The sequence below is a fragment of the Erythrobacter sp. CCH5-A1 genome (genome assembly GCF_001557115.1).
In the GTDB taxonomy this organism is placed as follows: Bacteria; Pseudomonadota; Alphaproteobacteria; order Sphingomonadales; family Sphingomonadaceae; genus Erythrobacter.
In genome coordinates this window covers 1-21,774 of record NZ_LSKQ01000173.1, presented here as the reverse complement: position 1 = coordinate 21,774, position 21,774 = coordinate 1, and the positions used below count along the sequence as shown (strand labels likewise).

21 protein-coding genes, 1 tRNA gene and 1 pseudogene are annotated in these 21,774 nt (G+C 69.0%); 13 read left to right on the top strand and 10 right to left on the bottom strand.

Going from position 1 to position 21,774, the window contains the following annotated elements:
• Nucleotides 1–41: 41 nt before the first annotated feature.
• A complete protein-coding gene (locus tag AX708_RS09590) occupies nucleotides 42–3,110 on the bottom strand; it encodes an ATP-binding protein (RefSeq protein WP_197426374.1) in 3,069 nt (1,022 codons plus the stop codon).
• Nucleotides 3,111–3,372: 262 nt separating this feature from the next.
• Here AX708_RS09590 and AX708_RS09585 point away from each other — a divergent pair, with 262 nt between their 5' ends.
• From AX708_RS09585 to AX708_RS09575, 3 genes are all read left to right on the top strand, one after another.
• On the top strand, nucleotides 3,373–4,098 hold the full coding sequence (locus tag AX708_RS09585; protein ID WP_066527190.1) for a TonB family protein: 726 nt from the start codon (nucleotides 3,373–3,375) through the stop codon (nucleotides 4,096–4,098).
• 109 nt (nucleotides 4,099–4,207) lie between these two features.
• The gene (locus tag AX708_RS09580) at nucleotides 4,208–5,248 is read left to right on the top strand and encodes a mannose-1-phosphate guanylyltransferase (RefSeq protein WP_066527189.1); all 1,041 of its coding nucleotides are present in this window, start codon (nucleotides 4,208–4,210) and stop codon (nucleotides 5,246–5,248) included.
• The gene (locus tag AX708_RS09575) at nucleotides 5,248–6,045 is read left to right on the top strand and encodes a class I mannose-6-phosphate isomerase (protein WP_066527187.1); all 798 of its coding nucleotides are present in this window, start codon (nucleotides 5,248–5,250) and stop codon (nucleotides 6,043–6,045) included. Before AX708_RS09580 ends, AX708_RS09575 begins: the two co-directional genes overlap by 1 nt.
• A 3-nt stretch (nucleotides 6,046–6,048) precedes the next feature.
• Here AX708_RS09575 and AX708_RS09570 read toward each other — a convergent pair whose 3' ends face one another.
• The 5 genes from AX708_RS09570 to AX708_RS09550 all read right to left on the bottom strand — a co-directional run bounded on the left by AX708_RS09570 (nucleotide 6,049) and on the right by AX708_RS09550 (nucleotide 11,677).
• The gene (locus AX708_RS09570) at nucleotides 6,049–8,592 is read right to left on the bottom strand and encodes an HWE histidine kinase domain-containing protein (RefSeq protein ID WP_066527184.1); all 2,544 of its coding nucleotides are present in this window, start codon (nucleotides 8,590–8,592) and stop codon (nucleotides 6,049–6,051) included.
• Nucleotides 8,589–9,182, bottom strand: a complete 594-nt coding sequence (locus tag AX708_RS09565; protein ID WP_066527182.1) for a biliverdin-producing heme oxygenase — start codon at nucleotides 9,180–9,182, stop codon at nucleotides 8,589–8,591. Before AX708_RS09565 ends, AX708_RS09570 begins: the two co-directional genes overlap by 4 nt.
• Before the next feature lie 161 nt (nucleotides 9,183–9,343).
• Entirely contained in the window at nucleotides 9,344–9,643 is a 300-nt protein-coding gene (locus tag AX708_RS09560) for a polyhydroxyalkanoic acid system family protein (RefSeq protein WP_066527179.1), read from the bottom strand.
• Nucleotides 9,644–9,646: 3 nt separating this feature from the next.
• On the bottom strand, nucleotides 9,647–10,465 hold the full coding sequence (locus tag AX708_RS09555) for a hypothetical protein (RefSeq protein WP_066527176.1): 819 nt from the start codon (nucleotides 10,463–10,465) through the stop codon (nucleotides 9,647–9,649).
• Nucleotides 10,466–11,677 carry a toxic anion resistance protein gene (locus tag AX708_RS09550; protein ID WP_066527173.1) on the bottom strand — a complete coding sequence of 404 codons (1,212 nt, stop codon included), beginning with the start codon at nucleotides 11,675–11,677 and terminating at the stop codon, nucleotides 10,466–10,468. It abuts the gene before it with no gap.
• A 269-nt stretch (nucleotides 11,678–11,946) separates the two neighbouring features.
• Between AX708_RS09550 and AX708_RS09545 the strand changes: the two genes are divergently transcribed.
• Nucleotides 11,947–12,123, top strand: coding sequence for a hypothetical protein (locus AX708_RS09545; RefSeq protein WP_197425946.1), 177 nt, complete (start codon nucleotides 11,947–11,949; stop codon nucleotides 12,121–12,123).
• Nucleotides 12,124–12,132: 9 nt separating this feature from the next.
• Here the strand turns inward: AX708_RS09545 and AX708_RS09540 are convergent, their stop codons facing one another.
• A complete protein-coding gene (locus AX708_RS09540; RefSeq protein ID WP_066527168.1) occupies nucleotides 12,133–13,881 on the bottom strand; it encodes a fatty acyl-AMP ligase in 1,749 nt (582 codons plus the stop codon).
• A gap of 142 nt (nucleotides 13,882–14,023) precedes the next feature.
• On the opposite strand from AX708_RS09540, the gene AX708_RS09535 reads away from it, so the two are divergent.
• Nucleotides 14,024–14,701, top strand: a complete 678-nt coding sequence (locus tag AX708_RS09535) for a regulatory protein RecX (RefSeq protein ID WP_066527166.1) — start codon at nucleotides 14,024–14,026, stop codon at nucleotides 14,699–14,701.
• Nucleotides 14,695–15,192: a DUF192 domain-containing protein gene (locus tag AX708_RS09530; protein WP_197425945.1), complete on the top strand. Its 498-nt coding sequence runs from the start codon at nucleotides 14,695–14,697 to the stop codon at nucleotides 15,190–15,192. The genes AX708_RS09535 and AX708_RS09530 overlap by 7 nt, the downstream gene beginning before the upstream one ends.
• Here AX708_RS09530 and AX708_RS09525 read toward each other — a convergent pair.
• Nucleotides 15,182–15,802, bottom strand: coding sequence for a hypothetical protein (locus AX708_RS09525; RefSeq protein ID WP_066527161.1), 621 nt, complete (start codon nucleotides 15,800–15,802; stop codon nucleotides 15,182–15,184). The genes AX708_RS09530 and AX708_RS09525 overlap by 11 nt on opposite strands.
• A gap of 121 nt (nucleotides 15,803–15,923) precedes the next feature.
• On the opposite strand from AX708_RS09525, the gene AX708_RS09520 reads away from it, so the two are divergent.
• The 3 genes and pseudogenes from AX708_RS09520 to AX708_RS19895 all read left to right on the top strand — a co-directional run.
• Nucleotides 15,924–16,628, top strand: coding sequence for a TetR/AcrR family transcriptional regulator (locus AX708_RS09520; RefSeq protein ID WP_066527159.1), 705 nt, complete (start codon nucleotides 15,924–15,926; stop codon nucleotides 16,626–16,628).
• A 77-nt stretch (nucleotides 16,629–16,705) separates the two neighbouring features.
• Nucleotides 16,706–17,137 (top strand): NADH:ubiquinone oxidoreductase subunit NDUFA12, encoded by a 432-nt coding sequence (locus AX708_RS09515; RefSeq protein ID WP_066527156.1) that lies wholly within the window; start codon nucleotides 16,706–16,708, stop codon nucleotides 17,135–17,137.
• 188 nt (nucleotides 17,138–17,325) lie between these two features.
• Nucleotides 17,326–17,562: pseudogene (locus tag AX708_RS19895) on the top strand (DUF2155 domain-containing protein); the annotation flags it as partial.
• 35 nt (nucleotides 17,563–17,597) lie between these two features.
• On the opposite strand, the gene aat reads toward AX708_RS19895, so the two are convergent.
• Nucleotides 17,598–18,416, bottom strand: a complete 819-nt coding sequence (aat, locus tag AX708_RS09505; protein ID WP_066527150.1) for a leucyl/phenylalanyl-tRNA--protein transferase — start codon at nucleotides 18,414–18,416, stop codon at nucleotides 17,598–17,600.
• 91 nt (nucleotides 18,417–18,507) lie between these two features.
• Here aat and AX708_RS09500 point away from each other — a divergent pair.
• From AX708_RS09500 to nusG, 4 genes are all read left to right on the top strand, one after another.
• Nucleotides 18,508–18,583: transfer RNA gene (locus AX708_RS09500), tRNA-Trp, on the top strand.
• 244 nt (nucleotides 18,584–18,827) lie between these two features.
• Nucleotides 18,828–18,986, top strand: coding sequence for a hypothetical protein (locus AX708_RS20440; protein WP_156443311.1), 159 nt, complete (start codon nucleotides 18,828–18,830; stop codon nucleotides 18,984–18,986).
• A gap of 203 nt (nucleotides 18,987–19,189) precedes the next feature.
• Nucleotides 19,190–19,432: a preprotein translocase subunit SecE gene (gene secE / locus AX708_RS09495; RefSeq protein WP_082745469.1), complete on the top strand. Its 243-nt coding sequence runs from the start codon at nucleotides 19,190–19,192 to the stop codon at nucleotides 19,430–19,432.
• 44 nt (nucleotides 19,433–19,476) lie between these two features.
• Nucleotides 19,477–20,013, top strand: coding sequence for a transcription termination/antitermination protein NusG (gene nusG / locus AX708_RS09490; RefSeq protein WP_066527148.1), 537 nt, complete (start codon nucleotides 19,477–19,479; stop codon nucleotides 20,011–20,013).
• A gap of 18 nt (nucleotides 20,014–20,031) precedes the next feature.
• Here the strand turns inward: nusG and AX708_RS09485 are convergent, their stop codons facing one another.
• Nucleotides 20,032–21,654 (bottom strand): DUF5597 domain-containing protein, encoded by a 1,623-nt coding sequence (locus AX708_RS09485; RefSeq protein ID WP_066527146.1) that lies wholly within the window; start codon nucleotides 21,652–21,654, stop codon nucleotides 20,032–20,034.
• Between the last annotated feature and the right edge of the window lie 120 nt (nucleotides 21,655–21,774).

Here is a 21,774-nt window from a genome sequence, read left to right as displayed (position 1 = left end):
CCTGACACGATCAGGGTGACCCAGATTGGTCGGGAAGTGCTCTAGCGGTTCGAGGCGGCGGCAGTGTCAGGTGCGCTGCGCGTTTCGGCCGCGGCGACCAGCTGTGCGGCGAGCGCCGCGCAGGTGCCCGCATCCTCGCCCCTGACAAGCGCCCGTTCGAGTGCAGCGGCGGCGAGGCCCAGCGCCGGTTCGCCGAACATCGCTGCCGTGCCGGCGAGCTTGTGCAGCAACCGCGGAAGCTCGCCCGCGCCATCGCCCCCGTGATTGGCGTTGCGTGCGCCGGCCAGCGCGAGCGAGCCGTCCGCCAGCCCTGCCTCGACCGCGGCGATCGCCTGCTGGCGCCGTGCCTGCCAGCGGGCGACCAGCTGCGGCGAGCGCGCCAGCGCCGAGGCGCGCGCGGCCGGATCGGCGATGCGGGCAGGCACGCTCCCGTCTGCGCCTGCGGACCCGGTCTCGACGATCCGGGTCGGCAGCCAGCGCTGCAAGGCGCGCGCGAGCTGAGCGAAGACCACCGGCTTGGCAAGGTGCCCCTGCATGCCCGCAGCGCGCGCCGCGGCGACATCTTCGGGATAGGCATTGGCGGTCAGTGCAATGACCGGAAGCAGCCCGGGTCCGATCCCCTCGGCGCGGATCGCGCGGGTCGCGGCAAGGCCGTCGCAATCGGGCATCTGCACGTCCATCAGCACCAGATCGTAGGGCCGCGCGCGCATCACCGAATCGATCACCATCGCAATCGCCTCGTTCCCGTCATGCGCGACATCGACCTCCTGCCCGCAGCGTTCGAGCATCTCGGTGACCAGCAGGCGATTGATATCGTGATCCTCGACCAGCAGGATCCGCGACGGCGCAAGCCCTGCGCCCGGGGCGTCATCATCCGCGAGCCTCGGCCCGGCCAGCGGCAGCGGCGGTTCTGCGAGCACGGGTGCTGCGGCCGGCGGGGCAAGCGTGGCCGGCAGCACCAGCGCAAAACGCGATCCTTCGCCTGGCTGGCTCTCGACCTCGATCCGCCCGCCGAGCAAGGTGGCGAGCTGGCGGCTGATCGACAGGCCGAGCCCGGTGCCGCCATAGCGCCGCGCGGTGCTCGCCTCGCCCTGCGTGAAAGGGAGGAAGATCGTTTCGAGCTGGAGCGGGCTGATCCCGATTCCGCTGTCGGCCACGGTTACCCGCACCTCGTGGCGGGTGACGCGGTAACTGACCGCGATCTCGCCCGCCTCGGTGAACTTCACCGCATTGCCGATGAGGTTGAGAATGATCTGCCTCAGGCGCAGCCCGTCGGTCAGCACCCAGGGCGGGCGGCTCTCCGAATAGCGGCAATCCGCATCCTCCGCGCAGTCGCAGGCGAGGCTCAGCACCAGCCCCTTGCGCTCTGCCGCGGGGCGATGGAGCGCGGCGCATTCGGCAAGGCTGGCGTGCAGGTTCACCGGCGCCCGGTCGATCGCGAACTGCCCGCTCTCGATCTTGGAGAGGTCGAGCACGTCGTTGAGCAGCATCATCATCGATCGGCCCGATTGCACGATCAGTTCGGCAAAGCGGCGCTGGTCGGCGGCAAGCTCGCCCTGCAGCATCAGCTCGGCAAAGCCCAAAACGCCGTTCATGGGCGTGCGGATCTCGTGGCTCATGTTGGCGAGAAACTCGGACTTGGCGCGCGCCGCATTCTCGGCGTGGCGGCGCGCGCGGGTGAGCAGCAGTTCGAGCTCGACCCGCTCGCTCACGTCGCGCACGGCGACCACCACGGCTTCGGGCGCGCCGCTTGCGCCGCAGCGCACCAGCACGCAGTCCGCCTCAAGGAAGACGGGCGATCCGTCGGGCGCGTCGTCGTAGCGGCGATAGGTCACCCGCTCGCGTTCGCTGGTGCCGGCAATCAGCCGCTCGATCGCCTCGAGCGCGCGCCCTTGCGCTTCGGGGTGAAGCCGCGCCGAGACGTGGCGGCCGAGGAAGCTTGCGGGCGGCGCGCCGATCACGTCGGCCACTGAGCGCGAGGCATAGGTGCACACCCCGTGCAGATCGAAGCGCAGGATTGCATCGGAGATGTTCTCGGCCAGGAGATCGACCTCGCGCTTGCCCGCCTCGATCCGGGCCGTCATCCGGTCCCGCCCGGCAAGGATTGCGGCGACGGGCAGGCCGGTGAGGAAGTTCGCCGCAACGAAGGCCTGCAGCAGGTGCAGCTGGGCAAGGCCGTTCCCGCTCGCCTCGGCAATCGGGCCTGCGCCCGTGAAGGTCATCACGCACGCCACCACCGCCACCCCGGCGACGTTGAGCGCGCTCCCGAGACTGCCGAGGCGGAAGGCGTGCAGCAGGGTGATCGGCTGGATCAGGAACAGCAGCGGATAAAGGGTCTGGTTGAACACCAGAAAGGCGCTCACCATCCCGCCGACAAGCAGGGCCGCGCTTTCGGGCAAGCCAGCGGGTGCGGGGGCGAGCCGGCCGGCCAGCCGGTCAACCAGCAGCAGCGCTGCGGGCACGATCAGCACCATTGCCATGCTGTCGGTCAGAAACCATCGCAGCGCCCCGGCGCGCCAGCTCTCCGAATCGCCGCCGAACACCGGGATGACCAGCACGGCCGAGACCAGCGGCCCGACCAGCCCCCCGGCCCATACGAAGCGCGCCAGATCGCCGAGCCGGTTCATGTCAGGCGCCGGCCGCCCGTTGCCGCGGGTGAGCGCGAGCACGGCGACGATCTCGAAGATGTTGGCCAGCGAGAAGACCAGCGCCATCCGGTCGGGCAGCTGCGCCACCGCATTGGCGGCGAGGCTGGCGGCAAGGCATGCGGCGAGCAGCGGCAGTTCGCAGCGCAGCCGCGCGCGCAGCAGGAAGGCGACGGCGCAGGCATTGGGCAGCCAGACCGGGCTGACCGGGTCCCCGGCCGTGGAGAGCGCGAGACTGAGGCAGGCGATCGCGAGATAGCCCGCCCCGCCGATCAGAGCAGCGGCAAGGCTGCGTCCGTCGAGCGGGCCGGCGGCAATGCGCGACCGGCGCAGCCAGCGGTCAACGATTGCCCACAGCACGCCGGATGAAATCCCTTTTGCGAGGCGCGCGCGCCGCGCGGCGGCCCCTGCTCCGGATGCCCCCGCCGCCGCGCGCGGATCGGCCCTCGCGCGAAGGGCCGCCAAGCCCGGGGCGCCTGTGGCGTCCCCGCGCGCGCCGGCGAATGAAGCATCGGATCCGGGCGCACGCTCTGGGACCGCGTCCTGCGGGACGAGGCCGTCTTCGGCATCCGGCGGATCGCTGCTGCCGTGCCGCCCGTGATCCAGTCCGCGCTCGATCGTGCGCTCCATCGCCAATTGCTGCGCGGCTGTTATAAGGTCGGCGCGGCGGTTGCGGAGAGAACTGCATCCAGAATGGAGCAAAGGGACAGGGCAAGGCCTGCACGGCATGGTGAGTGAGGGACCCTACAGTGCGCGGCCGCGGCGGCTGCGCTGGCCGTTGGTGGCAGGGCTGGTGCTGCTGCATGCCGCCGCGCTTTACGGTCTGGCGCACGCCTTTGCGCCCGACATCACCGCCGCGGTCGAGCGGCAGGTGGTCGCCGCCTTCGACATTGCCGCGCCCGAGCCCGCCCCCCCGCCACCCCCCGAAAACCGCTCCGAACCGGAGGAGGGCGCAGCGGGGGCGCCTGGACGCGAAGCGGTGGCCAAGCCGGTCGCGGCGCAAATCCCGCAGCGGCGGCTGAAGGAGGACGTCGCCCTGCCGCGCGCTTCCTCGACCGGGACGGCAACGCAATCGGGCGGCGCGGCCGCGGGCGAAGGGACCGGCGCGGCGGGCACCGGCACCGGCACAGGTAGCGGCAATGGCGGGAACGGGCGTGGCGGGGTGGCCGTCTCCAAGCCGGTCCACATCTCGGGCAGCATCGACAATGCGCGCGACTTCCCCGTCCCTCCCGGCGGGCGGGCGGCACGGCGCGGCACGCAGGTGATCGTGCGCGTCACTGTCACCCCCGAAGGCCGCGCGCGCGATTGCGCCATTGTCCGCCCCAGCCCCGACCCAGAGGCTGACCGCATCACCTGCCGGCTGGTCGAGACCCGGCTCGGCTTCCGCCCGGCGATGGATGAGAACGGCAATCCGGTCGCAGCACCCTTCTACTGGCGCCAGCAATGGTTCTGAGCCGGGTCCAGTCGGGCTGCCGATACGCCGGAACGGTCACTTCGCGGTGGCATCGCGCCTTGCGGCTGATATAGCCCGCACCCAGGACAGAGGGGGGCCTTGCGAAGACATGTCAGCGATCCATCCGGTCATTTTGTGCGGCGGCAGCGGGACACGGCTCTGGCCGGTCAGCCGCAAGGTCGTTCCCAAGCCGTTCCTCCCGCTGGTGAGTGAACAGACGCTGTTCGAGCAGGCCGTGGGCCGCGTCGCCGGCGATGACCGCTTCGCCCCGCCGATGGTAGTGGCGGGCGCCGCCCATGCTGATCTCATCACCGCGCAGCTTGGCGATATGCCGGGCGCGCGGCTGGTGATCGAGCCGGCCGCGAAGAACACCGCCCCCGCGATTGCGCTTGCCGCCGCGCTGCTGCCCGAGGATGCCGTGATGCTCGTGTGTCCGAGCGACCATCACATTGCAGACAGCGCGGCCTTCCGCGCCGCCGCACTCGCTGCAGCGGCCCTTGCGCGGGAAGATCATCTGGTGTCCTTCGGCATCGCTGCCGACCGGCCCGAGACCGGCTACGGCTACCTGAGGCGCGGGGAGCCGCTCGCGGGCGGATATGCGATCCGCCAATTCGTCGAGAAACCTGACCTCGCCCGTGCGCAGGCATATCTGGCGAGCGGCGAGTATAGCTGGAACGGCGGGATATTCGCCTTTCGTGCGGGACATCTGCTGGCCGAACTCGCAGCGCACCGCCCCGGAATGGCGCGGCTCGTGGCCGAGGCGGTCGCGGGCGGGCGCGAGGATGGCGCACGCTTCCACCCCGCGCCCGAGCCCTTCGCCGCGATCGAGGGGGACTCGATCGATTACGCGGTGATGGAGAACACCGCCCGCGCAGCGATGGTCCCGGCCGACATGGGCTGGTCGGACATCGGCAACTGGGCCGCGCTCGCCGATGCGCTGGTCGGTGAAGCGGACGCGAGCGGCAACGTCGCGCGCGGACGGGTCGATCTTGCCGCCTGCCGCAATGTCTTTGCCACCAGTGATGGCCCGCGTATCTCTGCGGTCGGTCTGGAAGGCGTGTGCATCGTCGTGTCTGGCGGCGAGGTGCTGGTCACCACCCGCGAAGGCGCGCAAGCCGTCGGCAAATTGCCGGGGGCTGTGAACCAGTGATGGCCCGGCAACTGCCCACCAAGCTGGTCGAGAAGGTGTGGGGCCGCGACACGCTGCCCGCGCCCTTCAGCGCGCCCGCCGGAGAGCGGATCGGCGAAATCTGGTTCGAACCCCCGCCCGAAGTGCCGCAGGTGCTGGTCAAGTATCTCTTCACCAGCGAGAAATTGTCGGTTCAGGTCCACCCCTCCGATGCCACCGCTCTGCCGGGCGAGGCGGGCAAGGAGGAGTGCTGGCTGGTGCTCGATGCCGAGCCCGATGCGCGGCTCGCGATCGGGTTCGCGCGCGAGGTGACCCCGGCCGAGATCGAAGCGGCGGCGCAGGACGGCACGATCGAGGCCCTGCTCACCTGGCACCCCGCGCGCGCGGGCGACCTCTTCTACCTGCCCGCCGGCACGGTCCACGCGATCGGCCCGGGCCTCGCGCTGGTCGAGGTGCAGCAGACCAGCGACACCACCTTCCGCCTCTACGACTATGGCCGTCCGCGCGAACTGCATCTGGAGCGGGCCCTCGCTGTCGCTTGCGGTGGCCCTTACGGGGCGGAAAACAAGCGCAGCATCGCCGTCGGGCAGGTGCTGGTCAATGGCCCGCATTTCCGGCTCGACCGGGTGGAAGGCGCGCCCGATGCGGCGACGCTGGCGGCCTATTCCGGCGCACTGCTGGTGCTGCCGCTCGAGGGCGAAGTGGCCGCGCGGGACGGATCGGCGCGGGCAGGGGCAGGGGAGTGTCTGGTGGCCGAAGGGCTCTCGAACCTCGATTTCAGTGCCGCGCGGGTAACCTTGCTGACGCGCGCGGCCTGAGCCTCAGGCACCCACCAGGAGCCGCTCGATCTCGGTCATCCCGTAGGGCTTCCTCAGCACCGCCTCGGCCCCCAGCCGGTCGAACTGCCCCGCCCCTTCCGCATAGCCCGTCGCCAGCACGAAACGCACGCCCGCAGCGCGCAGCGCGTCGGCGATCGGCTCGGAGCTTTCGCCGCCGAGATTGAAATCGATGATCGCAAAGTCCGGCGGATCATCGGCAATCGCCGCCAGCGCGCCGGTGACCGAACTTTCGAGCCGCACTTCGGCCACCCCCAGACGCTTCAGGTTCTCCTCGGTATCGAGCGCGATGATGATCGAGTCCTCCACCACCAGCACCCGCGCGGGCGCATCGGGGGGCAGGCGGTCGGCGCGCATCGGATCGGCGGGGGGCGCGGGCATGCGGCGACCCTCGGCATCGGGCGCGGCGAGGTAGCGCGCGGGGACCAGGAACTCGGCTTCGACCCCGGACAGCTTGTAGCGCACGTCAGCCTCCCCCTGGAGGTCGTGCGGGATCGAACGGGTGATGATGGTCGAGCCGAAGCCGTGGCGGGTCGGCGCAGTGACGGGCGGTCCGCCGCTCTCGCGCCAGCGTAGCGCCAGATCGCCGAAGGCGGTGCGCGCGAGACTGACCTCGACACGCCCGGCGCGCGCCGAGAGGCTGCCGTACTTGGCCGAGTTCGTCGCCAGCTCATGCACCACCAGCGCGAGGATGGTGTAAGCCTCGGGCGCGACCAGCACGTCCTCGCCCGACAGGCGGAAACGCGCGCGCTGGGCGCCCGAATAGGGGGCAAGCTCGGCCTCGATCAGCTTGGTGAGGCTTGCCGGGCCCCAGTTCTTGGCGGTGATGTTGTCATGCGCGGCGGCGAGCGCGGCGATCCGTCCGCCGATGATCGCGGCAAAGCCGGGCACGCTCAGCGCCTCGGCCTGCGATTGCGAAACCAGCGCGCGGATCAGGCCGAGGATGTTGCGCACGCGGTGATTGAGTTCGGCGATCAGCAGGTCCTGCTGCTGCGCCGCGCGGGCGCGTTCACGGCTGAGGTCCTCGCTCATCCGCAGGATCACCTCGATCAGCGTGCGGCGCAGGCGGGCGGCGATCTCGCATTCCTCGGGCGTCCAGTCGGCCGAGCGGCCGCGCACGGTCTCGGCCCAGGCTGCGAAGCTGGCGCGCGGCTGGAGCATTTCGCCGGGCGCGGCGGCGGCCTTGGCGGGATCGCCCGCCCAGGTGACGACACGCTCGAGCGGGCGGCGCCACAGCACCAGCGAATCCCGCGTGCCGCGCGACAGCGGCAGCACCAGCGCGCCCGCTGCGCGGGCCGCAAAGGCGGCCGCATCGGGGATCTGGTCGGCGAGCCGCGTGGTCGCATGGGTCGCCCCGCCCAGCGTGCTGGCGAGCAGCGGGGCGATGCTGCGGAATTCGGCCTCCTCCGGTGCCTCGCCGCTCGCCCGGTATTCGCCGTCGGCGAAGAGCGAGATACCGTCATGCGGGATCGTGCCGGTGAGCAGCTCTTCGATCATCGGCAGGCTGTCGGCGAGCGTCACGCCGCCCGCGAGGCGCAGCAGCAGGCGGTCATTCAATTGCCGCGCGCGCTCGCGCAGCCCCTCGGCCTGGGCCACCAGAATGCGGTCGAGCATCAGCGAGAAGGTCTGGCTGAGCAATTCGGCGACGGTGCGCAGCGAATAGGCCGGCAGGCGCGGCGTGCGGTGGTGGCACGAGATCATGCCCCACAAGCGGTCATGCCGCACGATCGCGATCGCAAGGCTCGCGCCCACGCCCATGTTGCGCATGTAGGCAAGGTGCATCTTCGAGTGCGCGCGCAGCATCGACATCGCCATGTCAAGCGGCTCGTCCTCCGGGCCGAATTCGGGGACGATGGGGACAGCGGCGGCATCCATGTCGGCGATGATGCGGAAGCGGTTGCGGCGGAACAGCTCGCGCGCCTGCTGCGGAATGTCGGCGGCGGGGTAGCGCAGGCCCTTGTAGGGCTCGAGCGCGTCGTCGCGATCCTCCGCAATCACCTCGCCGCTTTCGTCGGGGTGGAAGCGGTAGATCATGACGCGGTCATAGCCGGTCATCTGCCGCACCAGCCGCGCGGCCTTGTCGCACAGCGCAGTGAGCGTGGAGGCGGTTTCGAGCTGGGCGATGACGGGGACGATCATGCTGACATGGTCGGCAAATTCGTTGCGGGCGTGGGGCTCGAACTCGATCACCGAAAGCCCGCAGGACAGATGCACCGCGCAGTCGAACAGCGCTCCGCTGCCGGTCAGGTCGAGGCCGAAGCGGCGCCCCAGCGTGTCGATGCCCAGCAGGCCCGCCAGCGCCGCGCGGATCGTCTCGAGCGCTTGCGGAGAGAAGATTTCGGCGAGCGGCGTGCCCGTCGGGGGCAGGGCGGGAAGGCCCAGCATCTCGGCAAGATTGGCCGAGATGTGCACGGTGCGCCCGGCGGCGTCGGCGGCGATGAGCCCGCCGAAGCTCTGGATCGCGGCGATGTGGTGGATCGCCTCGCGGTCGCAGGCGGTGAGCGCGTCGGGGCGCTGGTGGAGGTTCATGCGGGCACGCTTTCGGCCGCGGCAGCGCCTTGGGCAACGGCGAGGAAATGGGCGAAGACCGCCTCGGCCGCGCGGGTTGCGCCTGCGGCCTCGCGCGCGGCGGCGGGGCGCTCGATCCGCGCGCGCAGGTCCTGCCAGAAGGCCATCGCGCGATCGTCGCCGAGGAAGGCAGTCGGCCAGGCACCCCCGCCGATCCGCGCGACCTGCTTGGCGATCGCCTTGTTGCCGAGCGCCGATCCGGCGAGCACCCAGGCGATGCCGAGCGCAGCCCCCGGCCCGGGGCGGCCGATGGTGAACAGCGGCGCGGGCGGGGGCACCGGCATGCCGAGCCGCGCCAGATCGCGCGCGATCAGCCCGGTCTGCACCGGCGGGGCAAGGTCGGCAGGGGCATGGGCGGCAAGCCAGTGTTCGAGCGGCGCGCGCGCGGCATGTTGCAGGGCGAGGAAGCGGGTGTAATCCTCGCGGGTCCGCCAGCCGCTCGCCGTCTGCATCGCGTGGTCGAGCAGGTCGTGCGCGGCCATGGTCGCGCCGCGCAGATGGGTGCGCAGGCTTTCGCCCGGCGCTGTGCCTGCTGTAATGGCCCTCGCCATAACCCGTCCTTCCCGCCCGAATCGGCCCTGAGACCGAATTGCCGCATCTTCAGGGATCCCGGCCCGAGTGTAAGGCAAAATAGGCTAACGCCTATGTCAAATGTTTATGACACAGGTGGATAGGAGTCGCAATCGCGAAGGCCTGGGTATTTGTCCTGAGGTCAGGGCGCGAGGAGGCGGCCGCCTTCCTTTTTCACCGCCGCTTCGAGCGGGCCTTTCATCACCGAGAACAGCAGCGGCAGGTCCATCTCGATCACCACGTCGTGCTCGCGCACCTCGACCCCGCCGGGGATCGTCTGGCCCATGACGATGGCGGTGATGCTCATGCGGTCCTCGGACGGCCAGTCGGTGGTGACCTTGGCGAGGCCGGGCGGGAAGAACCCGCCGATCTCGCCCGCGTGCTTGTGCATGCGGGCGCGCACCTCCTCCTTGGTGAGGTCGTGGGGGAGGGTGACGCGCATCGCTCAGCGCTCCTGCTTGGCGGGGATGGCCGAGAAATCGGGGAGCGGCACGCCCGTATCGGGCATCCCGCTCATGTCCTCGAGCGCCTCGGCCCCGCCGTAGCGGTATTCGAGATAGCGGCTCTTGATCGCCAGATCGTCAAGCGCGCCTTCGGCCAGCCGCCGCGTCACCCGGTCGACCTCGCCCGAGAGCTTGGTCAGGCTGTCGGTGAGGCGCTGGTCGGCGGTCTTGCCGGCATATTCCTCGCCCCGCAGGTGCTGGGGGATCTTGCGGTAGTTGTCGATCGTCTCGGGGATGTATTCGCCGACCAGCTCGCGCACTTCGGCCATCGCAGGCTCTTTGTCGCCGAGGCCCTTCAGTTGCAGCCCGAGCGCGTCGAGCTGCACGCCGAGCTGGTCGACCAGCGCCTGCGCGGGCGGGGGCAGGGCGGGGCGCTGGGCTTCGAGCCACAGCTCGGTGCGCGCGACCATCTGGTGCGGGTTGCCCTGCTTCAGTTCCTCACGCTTGGGGGTCTTCACTTTCCCGGTTACCGCGAACATGGCGAAGACGAAGGCGGTGAGCGCGACGACAGTCATCACGCCCCAGAAGCCGATCCCGCCGATGATCGCGCCGGTGATCCCGGCCCCGACATAAAGCGCGAGCAGCGCCAGCACGATGTTGCGTGCCTTCTTCAGCAGCGCCTTGGTCTTCACCTCGGCCGAGGCCTTGCCGATGCTGGCCCCGCGCGGCGCAGGGCGGTGCGTCCCGCCCTCGCGCTGAACGGCGAGGCTGGTCTTGGCCTCGCGCAGGATGCGTTCGCTGTCGCGCGTGGTGTCGGGCATTTATTTGTCCAGTGCCAGCAGCGAGGGCGTCTGCGAGGCGACCTTGGCCTGCGCCTGCGCCTGCCCTTCGGCGCGGGCGATGTAGCCCTTGGACTTCTCGACCTCGGCGGTGAGCACGGTGACGGTCTGCTTCATGCTGTCCAGCGCGCGGACCTTGAAATTGTCGACCTCGTCCATCGTGTCGTAGATGTTCTGGAAGGCGCGCTGGAGCGTCTCGAGCGGGATCGTGCTCGAGGCCGCCTGCTCGTGGATCTGCGCGGTCTGTTCGCGCAGCAGCGCGCTGGTCGAATCGATGATGTCGCTGGTGGTCTTGTTGAGCGCGGTGATCTGGCCGAGAACGAGGCGCTGGTTGGTCATCGCCTGCGCCACGGTGACGGCGGTGCGCAGCGCGCCGACGGTGGTGGTGCTGGCGCGGTCGACGCCCTTCACCAGCTCGACATTGTTCTTCTTGACGAGGTCGAGCGCGAGATAGCCCTGCACGCTCACCGCCATCTGGGTGAGCAGGTCCTGCGTGCGCTGGCGGACGTAGAACAGCGCGCTCTCGCGCAGCGCCTTGGCCTTGGCCGGATCGGAGCTGTCGAGTTCCAGCGCCTTCGCCTCGAGCCGCGCGTCCAATGTCTTGGCGATGTGGATCATCTGCTCCAGCTCGCCCATCGCCGCCCACAGCTTCTGGCGCTCGGTGTCGATCGCGGCGTTGTCGAGGTGCAGCTCCTTCTTGCCGCTTTCGAGCCGCTGGAGGATCGAGGCGATGTGCCCCTGCGCCGAAGTATAGCTGTCGAAGTAGTTCTTGATCTTGTTGCCGAAGGGAATGATCCCGAGGATCCTGCGCGGCCCCGACAACTTGCCCTGCCGGCCCGGATCGAGATCCTCGACCGTGCGGCGCAGTTCGGCGAGGTCCTTGCCGACCGTCCCGTCCCCGTCCATCGCGCGCACCGGGCGGTCAAGGAAGCGGTTCGACATCGCGGCCGCCGCGCGGATCTGTTCCTGACCCATGCGGGTGATCTGGTCGACCTTCTCGCCGAAGGCCGGGGAATTGGCATCGACCTGCACCAGCTCGTCGACGAAGGCATCGACCTTGGTGTCGAGCTTGGATTTCTGCTCGGTGGTGACCGGCACCAGCCCCACGGCCTGCTCTGGCGCGACGGGGGGCACCGGATCGGGCGGCGTCAGGGTGAACGGGGTTGCGGTTGCGGTGGTCGTCTCGGTGCTCATGCCTGCTCTCGTGCTCCCTGTAGCGCCCCTGCAGCAGTCGCGCTTCCCACTGTATTAGTAATCTAAGACACGCCTTTCAAGCGCGCGTCCATGCTATGCCGGATCAAGGCCCGCGTCCATGCGCTTGGGGATTGCCAGGCGCGGCCGGGCGGCCTCGGCCACCGCCGCGCCGATAACGGCCACCGGTCGTCCCGAAAGCGGAAAGGGCGCGGAACCTTCGCCGCGCGCCGCGCTATATCCTGACACAGGCTTCCCGAGGAGATTTCATCGTGGCCACCATCCCGCCGACCGATCCCGACACCGTCGAACCGGTTGCCCCGCCCGAGGAGGCACCGCCGCAGCCCGCCGAGCCGTTCCCGCCGTCACCGCCCGAGACCGAGCCGACGCCGCCCGATATCGACGAGCCGGGGCGCGGGCCGGACGAGGCCCCGCCCGAAGACATCTGACCGAGGCGCTCAGGCCGCCAGCTGGATCGGAACGATCTCGCCCGCGAGGTAGAGCTTCTTGGCCTTGGCGCGGCTCAATTTGCCCGAGGAGGTGCGCGGCAGGGTGCGCGGCGGGACCAGCTCGACGATGCAGCTCATGCCGGTGACAGAGCGTACCTTGTCGGCGATCTGATCGCGCAGGCGGATGCGTTCCTCGGGGTCGGAGACCTTGCAGTGGACGAGCACGGCGGGGGCTTCCTCGCCGTTCTCCATCTCGATCGCGAAGGCGGCGATATCGCCGTGATTGAAGCCGGGGAGCTGCTCCACCGCCCACTCGATATCTTGCGGCCAGTGGTTCTTGCCGTTGATGATGATCATGTCCTTCGCCCGGCCGACGATGAACAGATAGCCCTTTGCGGTGTAGCCCATGTCCCCGGTGTCGAGCCAGACGTTCCCCTCGGCATCGGCGACGAGGCAGTCGTTGGTCGCTTCCTCGTTGCGGAAATAGGAATGCATGACCGAAGGCCCGCGGCACCACACCTTGCCGATCTGGTGATCGCCGCGGCTCCCGCCGTTCTCGTCGCGGATTGCGACCTCCATGTCGGGGAGCGGCTTGCCGCAATTGACGATCGCCCGGTAGCGCGCCGGGCGCGACAGGTCGCGCGGGGCGCCCGAGAGGCGCTCCTCCTCGACCAGTTCGACCCGGATGCCCTCGCCCGGCGGCATCACCGTCACCGCCAGCACCGCCTCGGCAAGACCGTAGGAGGGGGTGAAGGCGGAGGCCTTGAACCCGGCCGGCGCGAAGGCGTTGACGAAGTTCTGCATCACGTCGGGGCGGATCATGTCCGCGCCGTTGCCCGCCACCCGCCAGCGCGACAGGTCGAAGCGTTCGGCGACATGGCTCTGGCTGGAGATGCGGCGCGCGCAGATGTCGTAGCCGAAGGTGGGGGAATAGGAGAGCGTGCTGCCGGGATTGCGGGTGATCATGTCGAGCCACGCCAGCGGCCGGCGCGCGAAGGCATCGGGCTTGATGTAATCGGCCGAGACCTGATTGGCGATCAGCGAGAGGAAGCAGCCCACGAGGCCCATGTCGTGATACCACGGCAGCCAACTGACACAGCGGTCATTGGTGCCGAGGTCCATCGTCTCGGCATGGCCGTAGAGATTGTGGAGCAGCGCACTGTGGGTCACCGCCACCCCGGTCGGGAAGCGGGTCGAGCCACTCGAATACTGGAGGTAGCAGATATCGTCCGGGCTCGCCTGCGGCAGTTCGCACTCGGGCGCGGGACGCAGGGCGAAATCCTGCCAGCTGGTCGCCGCGCAGCCCTGCCGCGCCGCCGCGGCCTCGGCCATTTCGGCGATCTCGCCGGGGTAGATGAGGATTTTGGGGTCCGAGCTCATCAGCTGGATCGCCAGCTGGTCGATGTAATTGTCCTTGCCGCCGAAGGTGGTCGGCAGCGGCAGCGGCACGGGCCAGGCGCCGGCATAGACGCAGGCGCAGAACAGCGCGGCGAAATCTGGGCCGGTCTCGGCGATCAGCGCGACGCGGTCTTCCTTGCCGATGCCCGCCGCGATCAGCCGCCGCGCCATCACCAGCGCATCGGCGCGCATTTCGGAATAGGGGTAGACCCGCGCCAGTTCGCCGCGCATGTCGTGGAAGTTGAGCCCCTTCAGGCTCTGCGCGGCATAGTCGATCGCTTCGTTGAAGGTTGCAAATTGCGCACGGATTCGTGGCAGGTCGCAGTCGTTCGGCGTCGGCGTCAGGGCGGCGTCGGTCATAGTTTTCAGCGATACCCGTAAGTTGCGGCGCGTTTCATGATGGCTTCCCGTCCGCGCTCTGGCATAACCCCGTGTCGTCGGCCTCGCCGACGGCCATTCAATGTTCCGCATTTGATAAGGAAAGTGGCACGAATAAGGCGAAATGGTTTCAGGTAAAGCGAATTCGTCATCGCCCGGTCGCGAAGCCGGGGAGGATCGCCGCGGTCGCGGCCGGGAGGAAAGGCGGGCCAAGCCCCCGCTGACCGAGACGAAATTGCGCGATCTCGCGCTGCATTACGCGGCCCGCTTCGCCTCCACGGGCGCCCGGCTCGAGGGCTATCTTTTGCGCAAGATCAGGGAGCGCGGGCTGGCCGAGGACGCCGATGGGCGGACGATCGAGGTCGACGTCCCGGCGCTCGTCGCAAGGCTGGCCGAACTGGGCTATGTCGATGACGATGCCTATGCCCGGATGCGCGCGCGCGATCTTGGCGCGCGCGGCTATGGCGCGCGGCGGGTGGAGGAGACCCTGCGCCACGCGGGTGTGGGAGAAAGGCTGCGGCGCCAACACGCCCCCGGCGAGGCCGCGGGCCGCCGCGCGGCGGCGCTGATGGCGCAGAAGAAACGGCTCGGCCCGTTCGGCGCGCAGGACGAGGGGCGCGATCCGCTGCTGGCGCGCAAGGCCCACGAAAAAGCCGTTGCAGCAATGCTGCGCGCAGGCCACCAGTACGACCACGTGAAAGCGATCCTCGCCGCAGCGCGGATCGAGGATGTCGAGGACTGGATCGCCGAGGCGGAGGATGCCGAGGGGATCGGAGCGGAAGGAACCGGGGAACAATGGTAAGGCATATTCTGGCAGCCGCGGCGCTGATGCTTGCAGCATCGGCATGCTCGCCCGGCGAGAGCGCCACCGCGACCACGCAGGCTTCCGCTGCCGCGACGCAAGGCCCGGTGCACCCCGTCTCGGGCCTCCGGGTGATCGATCTGGTTGTGACCAGCGGCGGAAAGCAGCTGCCCTTCAAGGTCGAACTGGCCGACACTCAGGAGGCGCAGGCCAAGGGCCTGATGTTCCGCACCGAGCTCGGTGACAACGAGGGGATGATCTTCCCCTCCGACCCCCCCCAGAAACGCAGCTTCTGGATGAAGAACACGCCGCTCAGCCTCGACATCATCTTCATCGGGGTCGACGGCCGGATCCTCAACATCGCCGCCAACACCACGCCCTATTCGCTCGATTCGGTGAAGTCGGACGGCATCGCCGGCGGGGTGCTGGAACTGCGCGCGGGCCGCGCCAAGGCGCTCGGGATCGTGCCGGGCGACAAGGTCACGTGGTAGCCGGCAGGCGGCGCGCGCCCCGCGCGGCATAAACCCGCAGCACCAGCGCCGCGATCAGGATCAGGCTCGGGACGGTGTAGGCCGTGCTCGCGGGAATGCGCTTGGCGTTCGATATCAGGAACACCAGCCAGATCACCCATACCCCGGCCGTATGCAGGCGGCGCCAGCGCTGCGCCCCCAGCATCCGCACCGCGCCGTCGAACGAGGTGAAGGCAAGCGCGGCGATGAAGCCATAGGTGATCGACCCGCCCGCAACCGTCACCGGATTGGTCAGCGACCAGAACAGCGCGCGGTCGGCATTGTAGAGGATTGCCAGCGCGCCGGCATGGATCATGTGCGACAGGGCAAAGCCCAGCCCCAGCGCGCGGCGGTTGGCGACCAGCCAGCGGCTCGTCGCGCCCGGCCGCAGCCGCGCCAGCGACGAGGCCAGAAAGGCACCCAGAAACAGCGCCAGCGAAATCCGGGCGGTGAGGCGGATGACCAGCCGCACCCCTTCGATCGGGTCGGGAACCGCCAGCAGCACGGCGCCGCAGATCGTTGCCAGAGCAAGGGCGATCAGCGCGAACACGGCCGCCCGGTTGTCGCTGCCTTGCTGCGTCAATTGCTCCATCTTTGCCTCCCGCGAATGCCTGTCTGCAATGTAAGCGGTGATTACATTGAGTTGACCCGCTGTCAATCGCCGATCTAAGCGGTGCTTACATTTTGTGGCGCGCGAGCTTCGAGACCGATCCATGACCCAGTCCTCCCGCCCCGCCAGCGCACCCGGCACCGCCGCGGGCAAGCGCAAGGGCGCCTATCATCACGGCAATCTGCGCCAGGCGATCATCGATGCGGCGGTGGCGCTGGTGACCGAATCCGGCCTCGAGGCGATGACCCTGCGCGAAGCGGCGCGCCGTGCGGGGGTCTCATCGGGTGCGCCCTTCCGCCACTTTCCCGACAAGCGCGAACTGGTGCAGGCGGTGGCCGAACAGGGCATGGCGATCCTGCGCAGCACGATGGAAGACAGCCTTGCGCGCAGCCCGGCGCAGGGGCCGCTGGTGCAGTTGGCCGTGCTCGCGCATGCCTATGTCGATTGGGCGATGCGGCACCCGACCTATTACCGGGTGCTGGGCGACCGGCTGCTGATCGATTTCTACGCATCCGAGCCGCTGCTGCGCGACAATCGCTGGATCAGGCAGAAAATGCAGGACCTTCTCGCCGCGGCCGCCGATGCCGGGATGCTGGCGATCACCGATCTTGCACGGGCCAATCTTCAGGCCCGGGCGATGGCCTATGGCCTCGCGCGGATGTGGGTGGACGGCCATTTCCCCGAATTCGATCTTGCCGCCAAAGCTGCTGCCGGGGCGGCGATGACCGATGCGCTCGACGGTTTTGTCGCCTCGCTGGCGAAGGACCCTGCGGCGGTGCTGGGCGAGATCCGGGCCCTGCGCGGATAGGCAAGGCGCCGCGAACAGTCCGCGCTGCGAGCGATGTTCTTGCCTTGCGGGGCCTTCTTCCGCTAATCGCCCCGGCCATGGGAATCCTGATGAAGATCTTCACCTGGTGGGACGGCGCCACCATCGGCACGCACCTGTGGGCGAGCCGCGCGGGCGGCGAGCATGTCGGCACCGATGCGGCAGGCAACAAGTATTACCGCGCCCGCCCCAAGGCCGCCGCCGCCAATGACGGTTCCTACACCAGCCGCGAAAAGCGCTGGGTGATCTACAACGGCGCCAATGATGCGAGCCGCGTGCCCTCCGAATGGCACGGCTGGCTCCACGGCACCTATGACGAAGTGCCCGAAAGCCACCTCCCCCCGCCGCGCGTGTGGGAGGCCGACTACACCCCTAACGCCACCGGCACGGCGGCCGCCTATCGCCCGCAAGGCGCGCTCGAGCGCGGCGGCGTGCGCGCCCGTGCGGTCGGCGATTACGAGGCGTGGACCCCCGGCGCCGCGGACAGCTGAGGCGCACGCGCGTGCGGCACTTCCGCCTTCTTACAGTTCTGGCGCTGCCGCTCGGCCTTGGGGCTTGCGATTACTTCGCGGCGCCCTCGGGCGAGGCGGTGAAGGTCTCGCTCGAGGATCCGGCGACGCCCGCCCCCGCCCCCTCCGCGAGCCCGGCCGCGCCCGCCAATGCCAGCGGCGCCACCCCGATGAACGAGCGCATCGCGGTGCTCGGCCTGCTCAACAAGCGCAACAACGTCTCCGAAGAGATCAAGCTCAAGCCCGGCGAATCGCGCGAGATCGGACCGGTGATCATCCGCGTCTCCGCCTGCGAGCGCACCGCGCCCTGGGAAATGCCGCAGCAGACCGGCGCCTTCGTGCAGGTCGACATCCGCGAGCGCGGGGCCGCGCAGCACACCCGCGTCTTCTCGGGCTGGATGTTCCTCGAAAGCCCGAGCCTCAACGTGGTCGAGCACCCGATCTACGATGTCTGGGTCAAGGACTGCACGATGCGCTTCCCGGGCGAGGAAGGGCCGGCATCGCCCAAGGAAGGTGCCAAGGATGCGCCCGCGGCCAAGCCTTCTGCCGCCCCCTCGGCAGCGCCGTCGCCCGCCGCTTCGGCTTCGCCCGCGCCCGCGACATAGGGCGCGCCCGAGACGAATTGCCGCCAGGCCTCGATGAGGTCCATCCGCGGCTCGCCCAGCGCGCGATCGACTAGCCGGCGATAATCGGCCTGCGCCAGCTCGGCGGCACCCATCGAGCGCAGGTGCTCGGTCATGAACTGGCAGTCGAGCAGCGCCATCCCGGCGCGCCGCATCAGCGCCACCAGCCAGACAAGCGCGACCTTGCTCGCATCGGGCACCCGGCTGAACATCGATTCGCCGCAGAACACGCGGTCGAAGCTCACCCCGTAAAGCCCGCCCACGAGCTCGGGCCAGCCCTCGCGTCCGACCTGCCAGCATTCGATCGAATGCGCGTGCCCCGCGCGGTGGAGGCCGAGATAGGACTGGATGATGCGTTCCGAAATCCATGTCTCGGGATGATCGGGACGCGGCTCGGCGCAGGCGCGGATCACCTGTTCGAACCCGCGATCGATGGTCACCGCGAACCGATCGGCCCGGATCACCTTGCGTAGCGATTTGCTGAGATGCAGGCCTTCGAGCGGAATGATCGCCCGCTCGCGCGGCTCGACCCAGAACACCTCGGGATCGTCGCGCCGGTCCGCCATCGGGAAAATCCCGCTGCGATAGGCGAGCAGCAGGGTCTCGACCGGGATCGGAGGGCGGGTAGGCGCGTGCATGTGCAATCCAGCATACAGGCCTGCGGGTGCTGTGGCAAAGAGGATTGCCTAACGTCGGATGCGGCGCTAATGGCCGCGCCTCAGCGAGTGCAGGGGTGTAGCTCAGCTGGTAGAGCATCGGTCTCCAAAACCGAGGGCCACGGGTTCGAATCCTGTCACCCCTGCCATTCTTTGTGTTTCGAACCCGCCTCCGCGGGTTCGTCCTCGCGGCTGATCCTCACTTCGCTTTGCTCCGTTCGGGCCGCTGCGGGCGCGCGGTCGCGCTTGCGGTGCCTTCGGCACCGATTCCCGCGCTTCCCTTTTTGCGGGGAGGATGGGGCCTTCCTCACATCGCCCCGTTCATCCTCTCGCAAGGCGAAGCGTGTATTCCTGTCGACGAATTGAAGTGCAACCCGCGACAGGAGACCCAGGATGAGCGCCTACACCTTCCGTTCCTCGCGTCCCGACCATTGGGTCAGCCCGCGCCCGACCCGCGATCCCGCGCGCAGCCGGGCCATCCACGGGCCGCTGCAGCCGATGCAGGCCGAGCCGCGCGGGTTGGTGCGGTTGCTGACCTTCGGCCTCGGTTGAGGGAACCGCTGCTGCTTCCGCCTGCCGGCCAGCCCTCAAGCGATCTTGCATTTGCGCGGCGCTCCGCGTAAGGCCCGCATCGTCTCACCGACATCGGCGAAAATCTCCTGCCCCTCCGGCGACCTTGTCCCGGACGGCGCGGAGCCCTACCTGAAAGCCGGCCGGTCGAGATGCGACGGCATTACGCGAAGGAACTGGCTGGCATGGCCGACAAGATGACCGCTCCCAAGAACGGGGCAGAACCCAAGAAGCCCAAGACCTCGCCGGGCAAGTTCTTTAACCAGGTGCGCGCCGAGACGAACAAGATCGTCTGGCCGAGCCGCGAGGAGACCGTGCGCACGGCGATCTTCGTGTTTATCTTCATGGCTCTGCTCTCGGTCTTCTTCCTCGGCATCGACACCGTGTTCGGCCTGATCGTCAACGCGCTGATCGGCCTCCTGAAGTAAGCGCCCGCACTCTTTCGCTAGATCCCATTTCCCAAGGACGTTCCATGGCCCGCTGGTACATCATTCACGCCTATTCCGGTTTCGAGAACAAGGTGCGCGACGCGATCATCGCCGAAGCCGAACGCCTCGGCCTGTCGGAAGGCGTCGAGGAGGTGCAGGTTCCCACCGAGACCGTGACCGAAGTGAAGCGCGGCAAGAAGGTGCAGGTCGAACGCAAGTTCATGCCCGGCTACGTGCTCGCCAAGCTGAACATGACCGACGATATCTACCACCTCGTCAAGAACACCCCCAAGGTGACCGGCTTCCTCGGCTCGGGCAACAAGCCGCAGCCGATCTCCGAGAAGGAAGCCTCGCGCTATTTCGGCGGCGTCGCCGAAGCCCAGGCCGCGCCCAAGCGCGACATCAGCGTCGATTACGAGATCGGCGATTCGGTCAAGGTCAACGCCGGACCCTTCGCGAGCTTCAACGGGATCGTGGAAGAGCTCGATTTCGACAAGCAGAAGGTCAAGGTCTCGGTCTCGATCTTCGGCCGCGCCACGCCGGTGGAGCTGGGCTTCGAGGAAGTCGAACTGGTGAAGTGATGGAGGTGGGGTTGTTGCCTAGCGGTAGCTGCCCATCTCGATCCTGAGCCACACCGGCTCCGCGCCGAAGCTGAAGCCGTAGTCGATCTGGTCGCCGTTCCAGCGGCGGCGCATCACCCATTGGCCATTCTCGAAGGTGCCTTCCTCGGCCGCGATCACCTGTGCGTTCTCGCCCTTCGCGGGGGCGGCCAGTGCGAGGCGCAGGCGCACGTTCTGCCCACCCACCAGAAACGTATCGGCATCGAGCTGGGCTGCCACCAGCCCGCCGGTCGGCACGTCGGCGAGCGGATGCGGGTCGCGTGCGATCCATGTCCAGTCATCCTCGCCGAAGGCCCAGCGGCCATAGGCGGCGGTGAGCCGCCAGCGGCCCATGACCGTGCTCTGGTCCGCCCCGTCATTGCCGCGCGCTGTGCCCCACAGCGGCCTTTCGGCGGCGATCCGCGGCCAGGCCGTCATCGCGCTCCCCATCAGCCGGTAGGGCGCGGCGAAGGCCTCCAGCGTCGCTGCATCGAGCGCCTTGGCCCCCAGCGGGTAGTTCACATAGCCCGTGCCATCGAGCCCGAAGGGCGCGTAGAGCAGCGCCCCGCGCCCGAACGCGGGAAAGGCAAAGCGCGCATATTCCGCGGCATTGCCGATTTCGGGCACGATCAGCGGCGCCCCGCCCGTGCTGTAGCGCTCAAGATAGCGCTCCACCGCGGCAGCGTTCCGCGTGTAGATATCCGGGCCGATGGCCGCGAGCGAGGGAGCGGCCGCCCGCCAGATCGGCAGCACGTTCCAGTTCGGCCCGCCCGATGGGCCGATGTCGCCCCCCTCGTCGGTGAACGCATTGCCGAGCGCCGCATTGGCAATCATCGGCAGCGCGAGCTCCGCCTGCCCGGCGCGCGCTACGGTGTCGATATAGCGCGCGACGTGCCACGCCATGAAGAACTGCTCGGCGCGCGGGCCGAAGCTGGCCTGCCAGCTCGCCCGCCGGATGCCGAGCGCGCGGGCAAGCTCCTCGGGCACCAGCCCCTTGAACAGCGCGTCGGCCGCCGGGGCATGGTCGCGCGCGAGGCCCCAGCTCCCCGCCTCGTTCTCGACCTGCACCATGATGACGGTGTGCTGCGGGTCGGCCGCCTTGAGGTGCCGCATCAGCGCGGCAAAGGCGCGCGCATCGGCCTGCAATGTCGCGGCCGCGTGGGGGCTCAACGAGCCATGCGCGCGGCCATCGGGCGCACGCATGCGGGGGAAGCGCTTGCCGTCCTGCTTGACCCAGCGGGGGGTGTAGCTCGCGCCGGTGTTCTTCCAGGTGCCGTACCACAGCAGCACCAGCCGCAGGCCCTCGGCCCGCGCGCCCTTGAGCATCGCATCGACATCGCCGAAGTCGAACCGGCCTTCCACGGGCTCGACCTGCTCCCAGCCGACCGGGAGCATCACCGTGTTGGCGTGGACCGCCTTGGCTGCCGGCCAGACCTGCGGCAGCACAGCGGGATAGCCCGAGGAGTTGTTGGCCTGCACCGCCAGCGCCACGAAGGGCTTGCCATCGATCAGCAGCATCGGCCGCGCCGGGCCGGGAGTGATACGCGGGAGCGGAGCCTCGGCACGCACCGGGCCTGCCAGTATCAGCAGCACCCCCAGCAAAGCCGCCCAGAACCGCATCATCCCCGCGTCCCTCCCGCGCAATGTTTGCGCTACCATAAGGCGGCGGGAGTCGATTGCAAACCGGGCCGCAGGCCCTAGGCTGGCTGTCTCTTATACACATCTGACGCTGCCGACGAGCGA

Excerpts from the sequence above, each read along its gene's own strand:
- AX708_RS09585 (WP_066527190.1), top strand. The coding sequence starts at position 3,373 with ATGGTGAGTGAGGGACCCTACAGTGCGCGGCCGCGGCGGCTGCGCTGG.
- AX708_RS09550 (WP_066527173.1), bottom strand. The coding sequence starts at position 11,677 with ATGAGCACCGAGACGACCACCGCAACCGCAACCCCGTTCACCCTGACG.
- AX708_RS09525 (WP_066527161.1), bottom strand. The coding sequence starts at position 15,802 with ATGGAGCAATTGACGCAGCAAGGCAGCGACAACCGGGCGGCCGTGTTC.
- AX708_RS09575 (WP_066527187.1), top strand. The coding sequence starts at position 5,248 with ATGGCCCGGCAACTGCCCACCAAGCTGGTCGAGAAGGTGTGGGGCCGC.
- AX708_RS09530 (WP_197425945.1), top strand. The coding sequence starts at position 14,695 with ATGGTAAGGCATATTCTGGCAGCCGCGGCGCTGATGCTTGCAGCATCG.
- AX708_RS09555 (WP_066527176.1), bottom strand. The coding sequence starts at position 10,465 with ATGCCCGACACCACGCGCGACAGCGAACGCATCCTGCGCGAGGCCAAG.
- AX708_RS09535 (WP_066527166.1), top strand. The coding sequence starts at position 14,024 with ATGGTTTCAGGTAAAGCGAATTCGTCATCGCCCGGTCGCGAAGCCGGG.
- AX708_RS20440 (WP_156443311.1), top strand. The coding sequence starts at position 18,828 with ATGAGCGCCTACACCTTCCGTTCCTCGCGTCCCGACCATTGGGTCAGC.
- AX708_RS09520 (WP_066527159.1), top strand. The coding sequence starts at position 15,924 with ATGACCCAGTCCTCCCGCCCCGCCAGCGCACCCGGCACCGCCGCGGGC.
- AX708_RS09515 (WP_066527156.1), top strand. The coding sequence starts at position 16,706 with ATGGGAATCCTGATGAAGATCTTCACCTGGTGGGACGGCGCCACCATC.
- AX708_RS09580 (WP_066527189.1), top strand. The coding sequence starts at position 4,208 with ATGTCAGCGATCCATCCGGTCATTTTGTGCGGCGGCAGCGGGACACGG.
- AX708_RS09485 (WP_066527146.1), bottom strand. The coding sequence starts at position 21,654 with ATGATGCGGTTCTGGGCGGCTTTGCTGGGGGTGCTGCTGATACTGGCA.
- AX708_RS09570 (WP_066527184.1), bottom strand. The coding sequence starts at position 8,592 with ATGAACCTCCACCAGCGCCCCGACGCGCTCACCGCCTGCGACCGCGAG.
- nusG (WP_066527148.1), top strand. The coding sequence starts at position 19,477 with ATGGCCCGCTGGTACATCATTCACGCCTATTCCGGTTTCGAGAACAAG.
- AX708_RS09540 (WP_066527168.1), bottom strand. The coding sequence starts at position 13,881 with ATGACCGACGCCGCCCTGACGCCGACGCCGAACGACTGCGACCTGCCA.
- AX708_RS09565 (WP_066527182.1), bottom strand. The coding sequence starts at position 9,182 with ATGGCGAGGGCCATTACAGCAGGCACAGCGCCGGGCGAAAGCCTGCGC.
- secE (WP_082745469.1), top strand. The coding sequence starts at position 19,190 with ATGGCCGACAAGATGACCGCTCCCAAGAACGGGGCAGAACCCAAGAAG.
- AX708_RS09560 (WP_066527179.1), bottom strand. The coding sequence starts at position 9,643 with ATGCGCGTCACCCTCCCCCACGACCTCACCAAGGAGGAGGTGCGCGCC.
- aat (WP_066527150.1), bottom strand. The coding sequence starts at position 18,416 with ATGCACGCGCCTACCCGCCCTCCGATCCCGGTCGAGACCCTGCTGCTC.